General features: G+C 69.0%; 6 protein-coding genes and 4 pseudogenes. 7 read left to right on the top strand and 3 right to left on the bottom strand.

Annotated features, from left to right (window positions below):
- Positions 1-2: 2 nt before the first annotated feature.
- Positions 3-560: pseudogene (locus tag V8690_RS03035) on the bottom strand (IS630 family transposase); the annotation flags it as partial.
- A gap of 778 nt (positions 561-1,338) precedes the next feature.
- Between V8690_RS03035 and V8690_RS03030 the strand changes: the two are divergent.
- From V8690_RS03030 to V8690_RS03010, 5 genes and pseudogenes are all read left to right on the top strand, one after another.
- Entirely contained in the window at positions 1,339-2,706 is a 1,368-nt protein-coding gene (locus tag V8690_RS03030; protein WP_338775735.1) for a cytochrome P450, read from the top strand.
- Between the two features lie 99 nt (positions 2,707-2,805).
- A pseudogene (locus tag V8690_RS03025) lies at positions 2,806-3,016 on the top strand (IS5/IS1182 family transposase); the annotation flags it as partial.
- An 898-nt stretch (positions 3,017-3,914) separates the two neighbouring features.
- Positions 3,915-4,403, top strand: a complete 489-nt coding sequence (locus V8690_RS03020) for a GNAT family N-acetyltransferase (protein WP_338775734.1) — start codon at positions 3,915-3,917, stop codon at positions 4,401-4,403.
- Positions 4,404-4,987: 584 nt separating this feature from the next.
- Positions 4,988-10,219 (top strand): family 43 glycosylhydrolase, encoded by a 5,232-nt coding sequence (locus V8690_RS03015; RefSeq protein ID WP_338775733.1) that lies wholly within the window; start codon positions 4,988-4,990, stop codon positions 10,217-10,219.
- A 77-nt stretch (positions 10,220-10,296) separates the two neighbouring features.
- Positions 10,297-11,194 (top strand): annotated as a pseudogene (locus tag V8690_RS03010) (IS481 family transposase); the annotation flags it as partial.
- Positions 11,195-11,517: 323 nt separating this feature from the next.
- Here the strand turns inward: V8690_RS03010 and V8690_RS03005 are convergent.
- Positions 11,518-13,110: a VCBS repeat-containing protein gene (locus tag V8690_RS03005; RefSeq protein WP_338775732.1), complete on the bottom strand. Its 1,593-nt coding sequence runs from the start codon at positions 13,108-13,110 to the stop codon at positions 11,518-11,520.
- Positions 13,111-14,235: 1,125 nt separating this feature from the next.
- On the opposite strand from V8690_RS03005, the pseudogene V8690_RS03000 reads away from it, so the two are divergent.
- Positions 14,236-14,460: pseudogene (locus V8690_RS03000) on the top strand (MFS transporter); the annotation flags it as partial.
- A 206-nt stretch (positions 14,461-14,666) separates the two neighbouring features.
- On the opposite strand, the gene V8690_RS02995 reads toward V8690_RS03000, so the two are convergent.
- Positions 14,667-15,230, bottom strand: coding sequence for a dihydrofolate reductase family protein (locus tag V8690_RS02995; protein ID WP_338775731.1), 564 nt, complete (start codon positions 15,228-15,230; stop codon positions 14,667-14,669).
- Positions 15,231-15,557: 327 nt separating this feature from the next.
- Here V8690_RS02995 and V8690_RS02990 point away from each other — a divergent pair, with 327 nt between their 5' ends.
- Positions 15,558-16,277 carry an alpha/beta hydrolase gene (locus V8690_RS02990; protein WP_338775730.1) on the top strand — a complete coding sequence of 240 codons (720 nt, stop codon included), beginning with the start codon at positions 15,558-15,560 and terminating at the stop codon, positions 16,275-16,277.
- Positions 16,278-16,313: the final 36 nt, after the last annotated feature.

The following is a 16,313-nucleotide window of genomic DNA, read 5'->3' as shown; positions in this document are numbered from 1 at the left end:
CACTAGTGACCTGAGTCAGAGATCCGTCGGCAGTAGGCGGCGACATTGTCGAGGATCTCGTCAGCGGTCTTCGTCCAGACGAAGGGCTTTGGATGCTCGTTCCAGTCGGCAAGCCGGCCGCGGATGTCGCGCTCGAGAGCCTGGACGGAGCGGTGGACGCCACGCTTGAGTTTCTTCTGCGTGAGTTCGGCGAACCACCGTTCCACCAGGTTCAGCCAGGACGAACTCGTCGGTGTGAAGTGCAGACGGAAGCGTGGGTGGGCCAGCAGCCACTTCTTGATGGCGGGTGTTTTGTGGGTGACGTAGTTGTCGAGGATGAGGTGCACGTCGAGGTCGGCGGGCACTTCCTTGTCCAGCTTGGTGAGGAACTTCTTGAACTCCACGGCGCGGTGTCGCCGGTGCAGGGAGCCGATCACCTTCCCCGTGGCGACCTCCAGGGCGGCGAACAAGGTGGTGGTGCCGGCGCGGATGTAGTCGTGACTGCGGCGTTCGGAAACACCGGGCATCATCGGCAGCACCGGCTGGGACCGGTCGAGCGCCTGGATCTGCGACTTCTCATCAGCTCAAGCCGTTGGTGACACTGAGCAACCATGCGCGGATGCCGACCGGGCCAATGGAGCGTGCTGCGACGCAGGCAGGCCAGCACCGAGTCAGCACGCCGCCAACCTCGTGCTGGTTCCGTGCTGACTTTCAGGCCAAGATTCATGGAAAACCGCAGTTCCTAGCACCGATCGAATGAGTTGTCGTACCACTCGATGGTGGTGCCGATGAGGCTGGCGGTGACGATGCGTTTGAGGCTGGCGGGGGGTGGGGGAGCGGGTGTTGCGGAGGTCATGCGCGCCACTTCCTCGTGTGCGGTGGGGACGGATTGGTGTCGGAACACCGTAGGAACGCGCAGGTCAGGGGCACATGTGGTGGGACTACATAGTTCATGGGCGGTGTGTGCGTGCTGCCCCTATGTAGGGGTTTCATGGGCCGCTTCGGGGGCTTGCTCGGTGGCAGATCGGACAGTGTCCGTGTTGCGTCATTCGGCATGCACCACCCGAAGCAGCTTTTCAAAGCGCCCCATCGGCAACCCGGTGAACGTCTCCACCCACACCGGCTCAGCCCTCAACCCCCACCCATACAGGCAAAATGTCCGCCACCAAGCCTTCCGCAACAGCCTTTAGCCAGGCCCAGGCGACCAAGCTCGGCGGACCGGAATGGGGCGGGCACGGGCTTCTCCTCCCCTCGACCAGCTCGTCCCAGGTGGCGCAGGACACGTTCATGACAGGATTGCGCTGAGGAAAGTTCAGGGAAGTCATAGGGGTGCCCAAGATTGACGTGAAGGGATGACCCGTGACGTCCACTGCGCTTCCCCCCATACCTCGGGCCGCAGGATCGTTTCCGTTCATAGGCCACGCTCTGAAAATGCGCGACAACCTCGGCTTCATCGACTCGCTGCGCGAGACACGGGAACCACTCGTCGAGATCGTCCTGCAACCCGGGACGCGGACCGTCGTGGTCCAGGATCCGGCCCTGATCCACCAGATGCTCAAGGCCCTGGCGCCCACCCTCGACAAGGGCCGACTCTACGACAAGCTGGGCCAACTGCTGGGTGACAGTGTCGTCACCGCCACCGGCCGGACTCACGTACGCAAACGTCGCCAGGTGCAACCGGCGTTCGCCCACACCGAGATCAGCCGGTACGTCGACATCATGCGCGCCGAGGTGACGGCCACGGTCGCCGGCTGGGAGCCCGGGCGGGCCCTCGACGTACGCGAGGCGATGGTCGGGCTGAGCCTCGACATGCTGGCCAAGACGGTGTTCTCCGGCAGCCTCGACGACGCCGTCTTCCGACGGCTGCGCAGCGACCTGTCGGTGGTGATGAACGACGTCGGTGTGCGCATGATGCTGCCCGACTGGGCCGAGCGCCTGCCGCTGCCCTTCAACCGCCGCTTCGACCGGGCCCGGGCCGGCGTACGCGCCACCATCAACACCGCCGTCGACGAGCTGCAGGCCTCCGGGCACGACACCGGGGACATGCTCTCCATGCTGCTGCGCGCCGTCGACGAGGAGACCGGCGAGCCGCTGACCGGGGATCAGATCTGCTCCGAAATCTTCACCCTGGCCGTGGCGGGCACCGAGACCACCGCGTCGGTGCTGTCCTGGACCCTGTACGAACTCGCCCGCCACCCCGGCATCGAGGCCCGGGTCCTGGCCGAGCTGGACGAGGTCCTCGGCGGACGGCCGGTCGCCTTCGACGACGTGACCCGGCTGCCGTACCTGAACCGGGTGATCACCGAGACCCTGCGGCTGCACCACCCCGGCTGGCTGGTCACCCGCCGTACCACCGAGGAGACCCGGCTCGGCGAGTGGACGCTGCCCGCCGGCACCGAACTGGCCTACTGCCAGCACGCCCTGCACCGCGACCCCGAGCGCTTCCCCGACCCGCTCACCTTCGACCCGGACCGGTGGAACGACGCCGCGCAGGAACTTCCGCCGGGCGCGTTCCTGCCCTTCGGGGAGGGCAAGCACAAGTGCATGGGGGACCGTTTCGCCCTCACCGAGATGGTGACGGCGCTCGCGACGATGCTGCGTTCGGTAAGGCTGGAACTCGCCGAGGGCCAGGTCATCCGCCAGGTCGCCCGGCTCACCGTACGGCCGCGCGCGCTGCGGATGACCGTCCGCCCCCCGGAACCGTCCCGAGCCGGGGTGGGCCTCTAGCGCGTGTCTCTTCGATGGGGGGCCGTCGACGGCACTTGGGAGATGATCCTCGCCGCCATCCTGGAGGCGGCGGACGCCGATGACGACATCGACTGGACGGTTTCGGTGGACTCCACGGTCGTGCGGGCCCACCAGCACGCCGCCGGAGCACTCGAAAGGGGGCGGCCCACTCCGGCGAGCCCGCCGATCACGATTGCTCGGACGCTCCCGCGGCGGGCTGAGCATCAAGGTCCACCTGGCCGCAGATGGCCGCGTACGGCCCCTCTCCTTCACCGTCACCGCAGGCCAGGCAGGTGACGCACCCGCCTTCGAGACGTGCCACCTCATCATCCGGCCCGCGCCCCCGGACGAACTCCTATGAAAAGCGATGGCCGTGCGACTGCGACCAGTCCGGCAAGACCGCATCCAGACACGGGCCACTCTGCGGCGTCGGGGCGGTTCCCCGGGGCAGGCGAGTCCCTGCCCTTGACGCCAGCCCTTGCGGACGAATACTGCGACTTTCGAACACCGACACTCCCCCAGTGTCACCGTGACACCACCGAGGCCGTCATCGGCGCCATCACCGGCATCCTGCACCGCGCCCAGACCCATCTGCTCGGCCGCTACGACAACGAGAGCGCGCTGCGCCCGGTCGGCCGCAGCAGCCTCGTACACCCAGATACGGCCCGGCAGCTCCCCGGACAGCTCATCCGGCCCGCCCGGGCCACCCGCGGGAGGGCGTGCGGTTCACCAGGTCACGGGGTTCGCGCTCACCACTGGACGTGATCCTGGTCGAGCCCGATCTCGTTTTGGAGGTTCTGCGGCACGGCCTGTCCCCTCGGGGCTGCGTGGAGCGCGGGGAAGGGCGCACGGAGATCCCGTGCGCGGCTCCAGGCCGATGTCCCCGGCTCCGAGGACGGTGAGGGCGTGGCTCCAGTCGTCGGGGACGGCGAACAGGTCGAGGACGAGCCGCCTCACGAGGCCAGCCCGAAGTCGTCCTGCACAGGCTGGCTGTCGCTGCGGCAGGCCCAGGGGAAGCAGCCGTCGACCACTCCGTTCTCCGGCTCCTCCGCAGCGGTTCGGGCGTCCAGTTGCTGCTGGCGGGCGACGCGGCAGTGCCGTGGTCGATCGGGGCCCGGGCGAGTGGCCCCCGGGAGTGGTGCAGGAACGCCTGCCCGAGCAGCCGACCCGCCGTACGAAGGCACTCTCCGGTGCGAAATACTCTCCCGATGAGTTCACGCACTTCCCCGCTCTGCCGGCCGATCACGATACGGAGGGCCGTCGCGCGGGATGCCAAACGGCTCACGCGGCTCGTGCGTGGCTCAGGCGCTTACGAGGGTAAGTACGCAGCCGCAGTCGCGGGCTACCGGGTCGGTCCTGATTACATCGAGGCCCACCGAGCCTTCGTAGCCGTCGGCGCCGACGAGCCCGGAGGCCGGGTCCTCGGGTTCTACTCGCTCGTCCTCGCTCCACCGGAGCTCGATTTGCTGTTCGTCGCTGACGAAGCGCAAGGACGGGGTATTGGACGACTGCTCGTCGCGCACATGCAGTCCGAGGCCCGTGCCGCCGGGCTCGACCGCGTCAAGGTCGTGTCGCATCTTCCCGCCGAGGGCTTCTACCACCGCGCCGGTGCAGTGCGGATCGGGACCGCGCTCGCGAACCCGCCCGCAGTGCCGTGGGACCGTCCCGAATTCGAGTTTCGCATTCCTTCGGAATGACGCGGTGTGCCGGTTGGCGGGGCACTGGCTTCGTCTGCATGGTGGCCGGCATGCCGGAGCCGCTGGATGCCGCGCGCTCCGTGTGTGCCGTCGCCTCTGCCCTGGCGGGGTGATCGCCTGCGCCAGCGGCCTCCCCCGGCGACTCCCTCGCCTCAGGCACTCCCAGGGCCGTCGACATCGCGTCCACCTCAGTTCGCTCCACACACGATCGAGGTCGGACGCGTAAATACGTAGCTCGACCCGCCGGCCTCACCCGCCTACGCGCCGTACTGGCTTGGGAGATGGCCGCGAGGGTGGCCGAGCGCACCGCGTCAGTGGTGAACGCGGTGGCGATGGCCGGCCCACACACAGGGCGCCCGGCTCACCCCTCATTGACCACGACGAGCCGGTCGGATTCGTTCGACCTGTCGGACATTGTTCGGAACCTATTGACGCTGCCCGGGACGTCGAATGAGACTCTCGCAACACACGTCACCTGCGTGTAACGGAAGGTCCACAACAAGGACTTGCCGTCGCCTCGTCGTTCCTCGTTTTTCCGTTCCGCCTTGTCCGTCATCAGCCATGCCTCAGCAGGGGACTTCGACATGACGCACGTCGCACGATTCGCACGACTTCGCTGCCGCGCGAGACGTTGGGCGGGCCATCTCGCCGGACTGACCGCCGCGTCGATGCTGTTCACCCTCGCCGGACCCGCCGCTCCAGCGCAGGCGGCACCGGCGGTCGAAGCCTCGGAGATCACCGACGGCCTGGCCCTGTGGTACAAGCTCGACGCAGGCTCCGGCGGCACCGTCACCGACGCCTCCGGCAACGGCCGGAACGGCACGGTCAGCGGCACCGCCGACTGGTCGGCATCCGGTCAGGGGCTCGCCTTCAACGGGTCGGACACCTACATCAAGGTGCCGGACGACGTCATGAGGGGCATGGACTCGATCACGGTCTCCATGGACGTACTGATCGACTCCGCCCAGAGCACGCCCTACTTCCTCTACGGCTTCGGCAACACCAGCGCGGGCAACGGCAACGGCTACCTGTTCACCACCGGCAACTCCTTCCGTACCTCCGTCGCGACGGGCAACTGGTCGACCGAGCAGACCACCAAGCCGTCCGACTCCCACAACCTGACCCGCGGGGTGTGGAAGCACATCACCTACACCCAGACCGGCTCCACAGGTCTGCTCTACGAGGACGGCGTCGAGGTCGGCCGCAACACCTCGGTCACCACCACACCCGGCGCCATCGGCTCCGGCACCACCAAGGCCAACTACATCGGCAAGTCCGTCTACGACGGCGACAAGCTCTTCAAGGGCCGGATACGCGACTTCCGTGTATACGACCGGGCCCTGGCCGGCTCGGAGGTCGAGCAGCTCTCCCTCCCCGTCGCCACGCAGGGCGTCGCCGACGACGAGGAGGCCCTCAGCCTCGGTGACACCAGCGGCGTCACCTCCGACCTTGACCTGCCCAGGACCGGCACGGCCGGCGGCTCCTCCATCAGCTGGGCCAGCGACAACCCGTCCGTGGTGTCGGACACCGGCGAGGTGACCCGCCCCGAGGCCGGCTCGCCGGACGGCCACGCCACGCTCACGGCGACCCTGAAGAAGGGCACCGTGACCGGCACCAAGAGCTTCGACGTCACGGTCCGGCCCGCGCTCGACGACGCCGCCGCCACCCGGCAGGCCGCCGAGGCGCTCACGGTCCACAATCTCGACGACGTGCGCGGCAACCTCACCCTGCCCAAGAGCGGCGACTACGGCACGGCCGTCACCTGGTCCTCCGCGAAGCCGGACGTCGTCTCCCCCGACGGCGAGGTCCACCGCCCCGCGCACGGCGACGGCGCCACCACCGTCGAGCTGACCGCCACCGTCACCAAGGGCGAGGCCCAGGCGACCCGCGTCATGACGGCCAAGGTGCCCGAACTGCCCGCCACGGCGGCCCTCAAGGGGTACATGTTCAGCTACTTCACCGGCGAGGGCACCTCCGACGGCGAGCAGCTCTACACCGCCCTCAGCAAGGGCAACGACCCGCTGCACTGGCGCGAGCTGAACGACGGCAAGCCGGTTCTCACCTCGACCCTCGGCGAGAAGGGCCTGCGCGACCCGTTCATCATCCGCTCCCCGGAGGGCGACAAGTTCTACCAGATCGCCACCGACCTCAGGATCTACGGCAACGGCGACTGGGACGCCTCCCAGCGCACCGGCAGCAAGTCCATCATGGTCTGGGAATCCACCGACCTGGTGCACTGGACGAACCAGCGTCTGGTCAAGGTCTCACCCGACAGCGCGGGCAACACCTGGGCGCCGGAGGCGTTCTACGACGCAGAGCGCGGCGAGTACGTGGTCTTCTGGGCGTCGAAGCTGTACGACAACGCGGACCACTCCGGCGACACGTACAACCGCATGATGTACGCCACCACCCGCGACTTCTACACCTTCAGCGAGCCCAAGGTCTGGATCGACCGCGGCTACTCGGTGATCGACTCCACGATGATCCGGCATGACGGGACGTACTACCGCCTGTCCAAGGACGAGCGGAACAACACCTCCTCCACTCCCAACAGCAAGTTCATCTTCCAGGAGAAGAGCGACTCGATCCTGAACCCGTCCTGGACCGCGGTAGCCGAGGGCATCGGCAAGGGCGCGATGAACGCCGCCGAGGGACCGCTGGTGTTCAAGTCCAACACCGAGGAGAAGTGGTACGCGTTCCTCGACGAGTTCGGTGGCCGCGGCTACATCCCGTTCGAGACGACCGACCTCGACTCCGGCACCTGGACCCCGTCCACCGGCTACGACCTGCCCGCCAAGCCCCGGCACGGCACCGTGCTGCCGGTCACCCAGGCCGAGTACGACCGGCTGCTGCTCGCCTACCAGCCCGACCAGTTCGTGAAGAGCGTCGAGGACGTGTCGGTGAAGACGCGGGTCGGTGTCGCCCCGGTCCTGCCGGCCACGGTCGTCGCCGAGTACGCCGACGGCGTCAAGCGGCCGGTCTCCGTCGACTGGGCGGACGTACCGGCGTCGTCGTACGCACAGCCTGGCACCTTCACCGTGACCGGCAGCCTGCCGAACGGCGCCGCGGCTGCGGTCCGGGCCGAGGTCACCGTGTCGCAGGAGGGCTCCGACGTCCCGGCCGACCTGCTGCTGCACTACGACTTCGACGAGACGAGCGGCAGCATCGCCCGTGACTCCAGCGGGCACGGCTACCACGGCACGTACGTCCGTACGCCCGACTTCGGCAGCGGCGTGCACGGCGGCTCGTTCAGGATGTCCGGCGGTTCCAGCAGCTCCACCACCTCTCCTTACGTGAAGATCCCGAACGGTGTGCTGAAGAACGCCGACAGCGTGACCGTGTCGACGTACGCCAAGTGGAAGGGCGGTGACGCGTTCCAGTGGCTGTTCGGGCTGGGCCCGGACAGCGACAAGTACCTCTTCGCCACACCGTCCAACGGCGGCTCCAAGCTGTACTCGGCCATCACCAAGGCCAGTTGGGCGGCGGAGTCGAAGCTGACGGCCGGTTCGCAGCTCACGCCGGGGCAGTGGCGGCACGTCACCGTGACCCTCGACGGCTCGACCGGCACCATGGTCCTGTACGTCGAAGGCTTCGAGGCGGCCCGCGCGACCGGCGTCGGCATCAAGCCGGCCGACCTGTACGACGCGAACAAGGACTACAGCGGCTACATCGGCAGGTCGCTGTACGGGGCGGATCCCTACTTCGGCGGCGAGGTCGACGACTTCCGCGTCTACGACCGGGCCCTGTCCTCCGCGGAGGTCCAGGAGCTCAGCGGCAACACGACGGGCATCGCCAAGGTGACGCACCCGGCGCTGAAGGTCGACGCACTGATCGACGACGCCGACAGCAGGATCACCCTGCCGCTGAAGGCGGGCACGGACATCACCGCGCTGGCACCGGAGTTCAGCCTGGCCCATGGTGCTTCGATCAGCCCCGCCTCGGGCAGCGTGCAGGACTTCACCAAGCCGGTGACGTACGAGGTGACCGGCTCCGACGGTGCGAAGCGCACGTGGACCGTATCGGCGCTGATCATGAAGACACCGGTCCTGCCGGGGCTGAACGCGGACCCGAACATCGTGCGCTTCGGCGACACCTTCTACATCTACCCGACGACCGACGGCTTCGAGGGCTGGAGCGGCACGCAGTTCAAGGCCTACTCCTCGACGGACCTGGTCCACTGGAAGGACCATGGCGTCATCCTCGACCTGGGGCCGGACGTCACCTGGGCGGACAGCCGGGCCTGGGCGCCGGCGATGACGGAGAAGGACGGCACGTACTACTTCTACTTCTGCGCCGACGCGAACATCGGCGTGGCGGTGTCCGACTCGCCCACCGGGCCGTTCAAGGACGCCCTGGGCAAGCCGCTGCTGAAGGCCGGCGACTTCCGCGGTCAGATGATCGACCCGGCGGTCTTCACCGACGACGACGGCACGAAGTACCTCTACTGGGGCAACGGCCGCGCCTACGTCGTCCCGCTGGGCGACGACATGACGTCCATCGACACCTCGAAGGTCACGGACATCACCCCGAGCGGCTACAACGAGGGCACCTTCGTCATCAAGCGCAAGGACACCTACTACTTCATGTGGTCGGAGAACGACACCCGCGACGAGAACTACCGCGTCGCCTACGCGACCGGTCCCTCGCCCACCGGCCCGTGGACCAAGCGGGGCGTGATCCTGGAGAAGGACCTGTCGCTGGGCATCAAGGGCCCGGGCCACCACTCCGTCGTCCACGTCCCGAACACCGACGACTGGTACATCGCCTACCACCGCTTCGCCATCCCCGGCGGTGACGGCACCCACCGCGAAACCACCATCGACAAGCTGGAGTTCGACTCCGACGGCCTGATCGAGAAGGTCGTTCCGACCCTCGGCGGCATCGACCCGGTCACCGTCGTCCACGCCGGGCCCGACGCCACCGGCACGGAGGGCGGGACGATCACGCTCGCCGGCACCGTCTCCGGTGCAGGCACCCCCAAGTGGACCGTCCAGGACGGCGCCCCGTGCGCCGTCGACAACCCCGCAGCAGCCCGCACGAGCCTCACCTGCACCGACGACGGCACCTTCCAGGTCACCCTGACCGGCGGACGCGGCACCGACACGGCGTCGGTCAAGGTCTCCAACGCCGTCCCGTCGATCACGTCCGCCAAGGGCCCCGGCTCACCCGTCCCGGCGGGCAAGGCCGCCGTCGTCACGGCGTCCTTCGACGATCCGGGCTCGGCCGACAGCCACACCTGCGAGGTCGACTGGAAGGACGGCAGCCGGCCGACGTCCGGCACGGTCACGGACTCCGGCTGCCGCGCCGCACACGTCTACGACGACGCGGGCATCCACCGCCCGGTCGTCACGGTCACCGACGATGACGACGGCACGGACTCCACCACGCTCGCGGAGCTGATCGTCTACGACCCCGCCGCCGGATCCGCCGCCGGCGTCGGCACGATCACCTCGCCGGCCGGTGCCTACCCGGCCAAGCCGGAGCTGACCGGAAAGGCGGCGTTCACCTTGAGCGCCCAGTACCGGAAGGCAGCCACTGTCCCCACCGGCAAGGCCACGTTCGTCTTCGGCTCCGCCCGGCTCACCTTCCGCTCGACCGGCTCCGACTGGCTCGTGGTGAACGGCTCCCAGGCCGTCTATCAGGGCACCGGGACGGTGGGCGGCAAGGGTGGCTACGCCTTCAGAGTCACCGCCACCGACGGCCCGGACACCTTCCGCATCAAGATCTGGAAGAAGTCAGGCGGTGATGTCCTCTACGACAACAGGACCGGCGCCAGGACGAAGGGCGTCGTCACCATCGGAAGCCATCGACGCTAGGTGTGCTGTTCGGAGAGGTTGGTGACAGGCGACACGCTTTGAGCGGACCTTGAACGGGGTGAGGGCCTCCGGGTTCGGTGTGGACTGCGAAGTCTGCACCGACGCCCGGGAGGCCCTCGTCGTTCCACCGTGATGCTCCGCCGACCGCGACCGGCAGGCTGCGTCTGGCCCGGTGTGTCGTCGAGGACGGCTGGCCGCTACGACGAGCGGCGGAACGCTTCCAGATCAGCCACCACACCACCGCAGCCCGCTGGGCCTGCCGCTACCGGGAGCACGGGCCGGCCGGGATGCAGGACCGCTCCAGCCGCCCGCACCCACCGGCTCCGCCGCACCCCGCCCGCCGTCGAACAGCAGGTCCTGTGTCTGCGGCACGAACATCGCATCGGACCGGTGAAAGGCTGGCCGCCCGATGCGGCGTCGCCGCCTCCACCGCCCACCGCATCCTGCACCGCCACCACCTGCCCGCCCTGCCACGCTGGGCCGGGCACCGGCGAACCCGTACGCCGACACGAGCGGGGCCGGCCCGGCGAACTGCTCCACGTCGACGTCAAGAAACTCGGCCGCATCCCCGACGGCGGCGGACACAAGGTTCTCGGCCGGGCAGCCGGCCGGGCCGACCAGGACCGCCGAAACGGCACCGGGTACGCCTTCCTGCCGCCCTGGACGACCACTCCCGCCTGGCCCACACCAAGACCTGACCGACGAAAAGGCCGCCACCTGCGCCGGCTTCCTGCGACGAACTGCCGCCTGGTTCGCCGCACACGGCATCACCATCGAACGGGTGCTGACCGGCAACGCCTGGGTTTACACCAAGAACACCTGGCGCCAGACCTGCCATGACCTGGGCATCAGCCCCGCCGGACCCGGCCCTTGTGGCCGCAGACCGACGGCGAGGTCGAACGCATCCACCGCACCCTGCTGGAGGAGCGGGCCCACCACCGGCCCTACACCTCACAGGCCGAACGACAGGCAGCCTGATGCAGCAGGGCGAGTTGGACGGTAACTCCGTTGGCGGACGGCGACTCTTCGCAGCGCGTCGCGACTCCTCCGGCCTGTATGAGGATCACTGATCCGGCATTCGACTTCGTGCCTGGCCTTGTATCGTCCACGGTCGAAGCGGAATGGTGTGCGGATCTGCCGGCGACGCAGGGGATGCCGCGCGGGGAGGTGAGGCGGGCAGCGTCCGCCCTCCGGGGCGTGAGGGCCGGGTGGGCCGGCCGCGCCGTGGAAGCGGAGTCAGATACGAACCCGCTTCCAGGGCCGGCCCCACGGTCCCGGACGCCCCCGGATCCGTGCCGTCAGGAGATGCGGATGTCCGACCAGTTCGTGGTCTTGCCGACCTGGGACCGGCTGTCGAAACCGCCCTTGCCGTTGCCCCGGTTCAGCCAGGCTCGGCCGTCCTTGTCGAGTGAGACCAGGTCGGCCCGGCCGTCGCCGGACAGGTCGAGTCCGCCGACCACGTCCTTGTAGGAGGTGCCCCAGTCCTTGAAGACCAGTGACCGCGGCTTGAAGGTGCCGGTGCCGGTTCCGTCGAACCGCCACAGCTCGTTCGACGCGTCGATGGCCAGCAGGTCGTTCTTGCCGTCGCCGTTGAGGTCTCCCGCGGCGATCAGCCTCTTGTAGCCTCCGAAGCCGGATCCGGCGAGCGCGCGGGCCTTGAAGCCGCCCGCGCCGTTGTTCGCGTACACGTACAGCTTCCCGGTCGAGGCGGACCGGGTCAGCAGGTCGGCCCTGCCGTCGCCCGTCACGTCGCCGGGCGAGAGGACCGCGTTGTACGCGCTCCAGTCCGAGGAGACCTTCACGGAGAACGTCTGCTGGTCGGGCAGTGCGCCGCCGCAGGTCGTCGGGTGGACGCGGGCCTCGCCCTTCGGGGAGCGGACGAACACGTCGTTGCAGCGGTCGCCGTCGAGGTCGCCGAAGGGCAGTACGAGCGTGCCCGTCGGCCAGCCGCTCGCGCGCTGCCCCGCGGTCAGCTTCGTCGCGTCACCCGCGTACACCTTGAACCCGGCGCTGCCCCAGCCGAACAGGTCGGCCTTGCCGTCGTCCGTGTAGTCACGCCACTTGGGCAGCGCGCGGCCGGTGGTGGTGGCCTGGTACACGCCGTCCAGGACGGTGTTGTTCGTCTCGCTCCGCAGGTACTCGTCCCACAGCACGACGGGCCGGCCGAGCGCGTCGGCGGCCACCTGCGGCGCCCCGGTGAACTGGGCGCTCCTCGCGCTCAGCCGCCGCGGGGTGGACCAGGTGCCGCCCTTGAAGACGGCGGCCATCGTGTACTCCTCGTACGAGTAGCCCTCCCGCCACGTCACCGTGACCGTGCCGCCCGAGGTGGCGGCCGCAGCGACATGACGCACTTTCTTGTGGGCGGAGAAGGGCTGCGAGTACGGCAGCCAGAGGCCGGTGGCCGCCGAACGCACCGCGTACCAGGGGGCGGTGGGCCCGCCGGCCACGAAGAGGTCGCCGTTGGGCAGGTAGACGGGCGCCGTCATCCTGTACGTGCTGCCATGGCTGTCGGCGGATTGCGGGGTGCTCCACTGCGTGGCGCCGGCGGGTCGGCGGGAGTGCATGAGGTGCGCGAAGTCGTCGTAGAAGACGTCGAAGCCGCCCTGCGGATCGGCGAACACCTTCGGGCGCGCGAGATCCTTGTTCGGGACCGGGAAGCCCTGGACCACGGTCCAGGCGGACGCGCCCGGGGCCTTCTCCAGAGCGACGACGGCCTTGCTCGCCTGCCACTGCCACACCAGCAGGGCGGTGCCGTCCTCGGCGACCGCGAGGTCCATGTTGGCGATGTCGCGGCTGCCGGACGGCGGCTGCTCGTTGAGGTCGGCCGGAGCGGTCCACGCGGCCTGCGGGCCGGCCTTTCGGCGGCCTTCACGACACCGGAGGCCGACCACACGGCGACCAACCGGCCGTCGGGGGCCGCCGCCAGGTGGTGGTAGCCCTTCTCGGAGACCGCGGCGACGTATTCGGGCTCGGAGAAGGCGGTTGCGCCGGGCGTGAGGGTGGCGACCTTCAGCCAGTGGTTGCCGTGGTCGTCGGCACGCTTGGCCCGCCAGGCCAGGCGCACCGAGCCGTCGCCGAGCGAGACCAACTCGGTGCTGTATCCGCCGGCGTCCGGCCAGGTCTGCGGGGTGAGCCAGCGAGTGCTGCCCGCGGGCCGGATCCGGGTGGAACGCCCGTCGACGGTGAGGGAGACGAGGGCGCCGTCCCCGGCCGACACCAGGGCGTTCAGCCCGCCCGAGGCCTCACCCGGCCTGGGGGCCGGGGCGTGGAGGGCGCGGGTGCCCCACGGGCCAGGCGCGCGCGTCTCGACGGCCGCCACAGCGGTACCGGCGGTGGTAGTGGCCGTGGCGGTGCCAGCGGCCGTGGCGGTGGTGTGGGCGGCGGCCGGGTCGGCGGCCGCCAGAGCGAAGACGGGAGTGAGCGCGATGCCGAGCACCGCGCGGGACTGCGAAGTCATGGGAAGGCCCCCCCCGGGCAAGACGAATCGGTTGGCACGGATTCGCCGAACTGTTCGAACAAGTCGGGCGCAGTGTATATCAACCAAGATCGTCCCGTGTGGGGGATTTCCTGCCCGTGCCGCGGAGGGGTTCGGCCGGCGTGCCTGGTGCCGCCGTGAAGCTCGACGCCCCGGCCCGGCAGGTATCGGCCCGGCTCGCGGTGCGTCTCCGCGACCCTGGCCGGGCGTACTCCTCGGGCAACGGCCCTCACTGAGCCCCGCCCGTCTAACGCCGGGGGGCCCTCACTGAGCCCCGCCCGTCTAACGCCGGGGTCCCCTTCCCGGCCGCCATCTGCACCTTCTCCACGACTTGGCGTCGGCTTCGGTAGCATCGGCGGCATGTCAGGTGCTTCGTGCGCGGCTTGTGCCGCGGTGACGAGGACGCTCCGCTAGCGGCGGGGGTTCGTCTCACTTCTGTTGAACGTTCTGTCGCTCCGTGGTGGGACCGGAGCGGCACGTTCGTGCTGCTCGGAACCTCTTCTGGGCAACGGAGCACTCGGTGTTTTCAGGCATTCTCAATTCGCTCGCTTTGGTCTCCTCCCTCGGGGCCACCGGTTGGGCGATGATTCCGGCCTTGATGCTCATCGCGGCCGGGATGGGGTTCGGGATTGTCGGGCTCCAGTACGTCGCGGTGACCGGAGTGACCGAGGATGACGCCGGCATCGCCTCCGGCGTCCAGCGAGCCGCCGACCAGCTGGGCGGCTCCACCGGTGTCACGCTCTACGTCGGCATCGGGTTCGCTCCCGCATTGGACGATGATGGCGGTGATGGAGGAAAAGCTCCGGTGATCTTGTCCAGGGCTACGCCCGTCCGGCGGTCCGGCCGGGCGCAGCCCTGGAAACGACAGCTCCACGATCACCACCGGTCAAGCGGAAGGTCACGTGCCTGTCCTGCCTTCCTCCATCACCGCCCGACTGGCCCGCTCTTCCTCGGGCTCGGCGGACGAGCCGGCTAACGCGCCACGCGGTAGCGGAGGTAGACGACTCCCGAGCTGAAGGTGCGGGTCTCGACGAGTTCGAGATCCACCCGGCGTTCGCGTTGGGGAAAGAACGGAATGCCACCGCCGACCAGCACCGGGTAGACCATGGCCCGGTACTCGTCGATCTGACCCGACGCGGCCGCCTCGGCGGCGAGAGTCGCGCCGCCGATCGCGATGTCGCTCTCCCCCGGCTCGGCTCGCAACCGCTCGATCTCCTCCACCAGGCCGCCGGAGGCCAGGCGGGCATTGCCCTGCACCGCCGACAGCGTCGTGGAGAACACCACCTTGGGGAGCGGCTTCCAGAGCGCGGCCCACTCGTGCTCGGAGTCGTCGAGCGAGGGATTCTGGTCGGCGGTCTCCCAGTACAGCATCGTCTCGTACAGCCGTCGCCCCAACAGGTGGACGCCGACCTGACGAATCTCGTCGATCCAGAAGCGAAAGACCTCCTCGTCGGGAACGGTCCAGTCGAAGCTGCCGTCCGGCCCGACGATGTAGCCGTCAAGTGAGACGCTCATCGAATAGGTCACGCTGCGCATCAGCAGTCCTCCTCGAATGAGGGGTTCGACAGTACGACCGCCGGACGCCGCAGGACTCATCGCGGCTCGCGGAATCCGCTGAGCCGAGTCACCTCACGAGACCATTTCGTTGAGAAAACCTCAGTGACTCCTTGGCGTCCGGCCACGGAGCCACTGCGAAAACCGTTGGCGGACCACGGCGACCACTGCTACTCCTCCGGAGGCCGTGCGAGAGAACGAGGAGGTGGTACCCGTGAACGCAGTATCGACAAGTTGCTCCCCTCCGGGGTCACGGCCGGGCGATAGGTCGTCCGGGAGCGTTCCAGAGCACTCCTGAAAGGCACGACCATGCGATTCACTTCCGAGCAGCGCCTCGACGACGGCGTCCTCGAACGTGAGTTCACCCTCGGCGAGATCCCCGGCACCCTGTGGACGCCCGAATCCGTACCCTCACCGCTGGTCCTGATGGCCCACAACAATGGCCTGCCCAAGGCGGAACCCCGGCTGGTGGCCCGGGCCCGGTACACCGCGGCGCGCGGCTACGCGGTGGCCACCATCGACGCCGCCGGGTGCGGTGACCGGCCCCGTTCCGCCGCCGACGAGCAGGCCCGCGCCGACCTCCGCCGGGCTATGCAGGCCGGCGAGCCGGTCGACGAGATCTTCGAGTCCTTCATCGGCCCGCTGGTCGAAAAGGCGGTCCCTGAATGGCGGACCACCCTGGACGCCCTCCTCTCGCTGCCCGAGATCGGCGGCCCGGTCGGGTACTCGGGGTGGACCGCCGTCGGCATTCGGCTGGCGGTGGTAGAGCCGCGCATCGCGGCCGCCGGGTTCTTCGCCGGGGGTTACGTACCCCGCGCCCAGCGCGAGGAGGCCCGGCAGGTCGCCATTCCGCTGCTGTTCCTGATGCAGTGGGACGACGAAGGGAACCCCCGGCAACGGGCCCTGGACCTGTTCGACGCCTTCGGCACCAAGGAGAAGACGCTGCACGCCAATATGGGCGGGCACACCGGCACCCCGTGGTTCGAGGTGGAGGACGGGGCCCGGTTCTTCGGCCGGCACCTGAAGTGAGACCGGGCCGTCTGGCCGGCGGCAGACGGCAGACGG

It is taken from the genome of Streptomyces sp. DG1A-41 (assembly GCF_037055355.1).
In the GTDB taxonomy this organism is placed as follows: Bacteria; Actinomycetota; Actinomycetes; order Streptomycetales; family Streptomycetaceae; genus Streptomyces.
Note: the sequence above shows the minus strand (reverse complement) of the source record. Positions and strands in the feature narration are given on the sequence as shown.

Excerpts from the sequence above, each read along its gene's own strand:
- V8690_RS03020 (WP_338775734.1), top strand. The coding sequence starts at position 3,915 with ATGAGTTCACGCACTTCCCCGCTCTGCCGGCCGATCACGATACGGAGG.
- V8690_RS03015 (WP_338775733.1), top strand. The coding sequence starts at position 4,988 with ATGACGCACGTCGCACGATTCGCACGACTTCGCTGCCGCGCGAGACGT.
- V8690_RS02995 (WP_338775731.1), bottom strand. The coding sequence starts at position 15,230 with ATGCGCAGCGTGACCTATTCGATGAGCGTCTCACTTGACGGCTACATC.
- V8690_RS02990 (WP_338775730.1), top strand. The coding sequence starts at position 15,558 with ATGCGATTCACTTCCGAGCAGCGCCTCGACGACGGCGTCCTCGAACGT.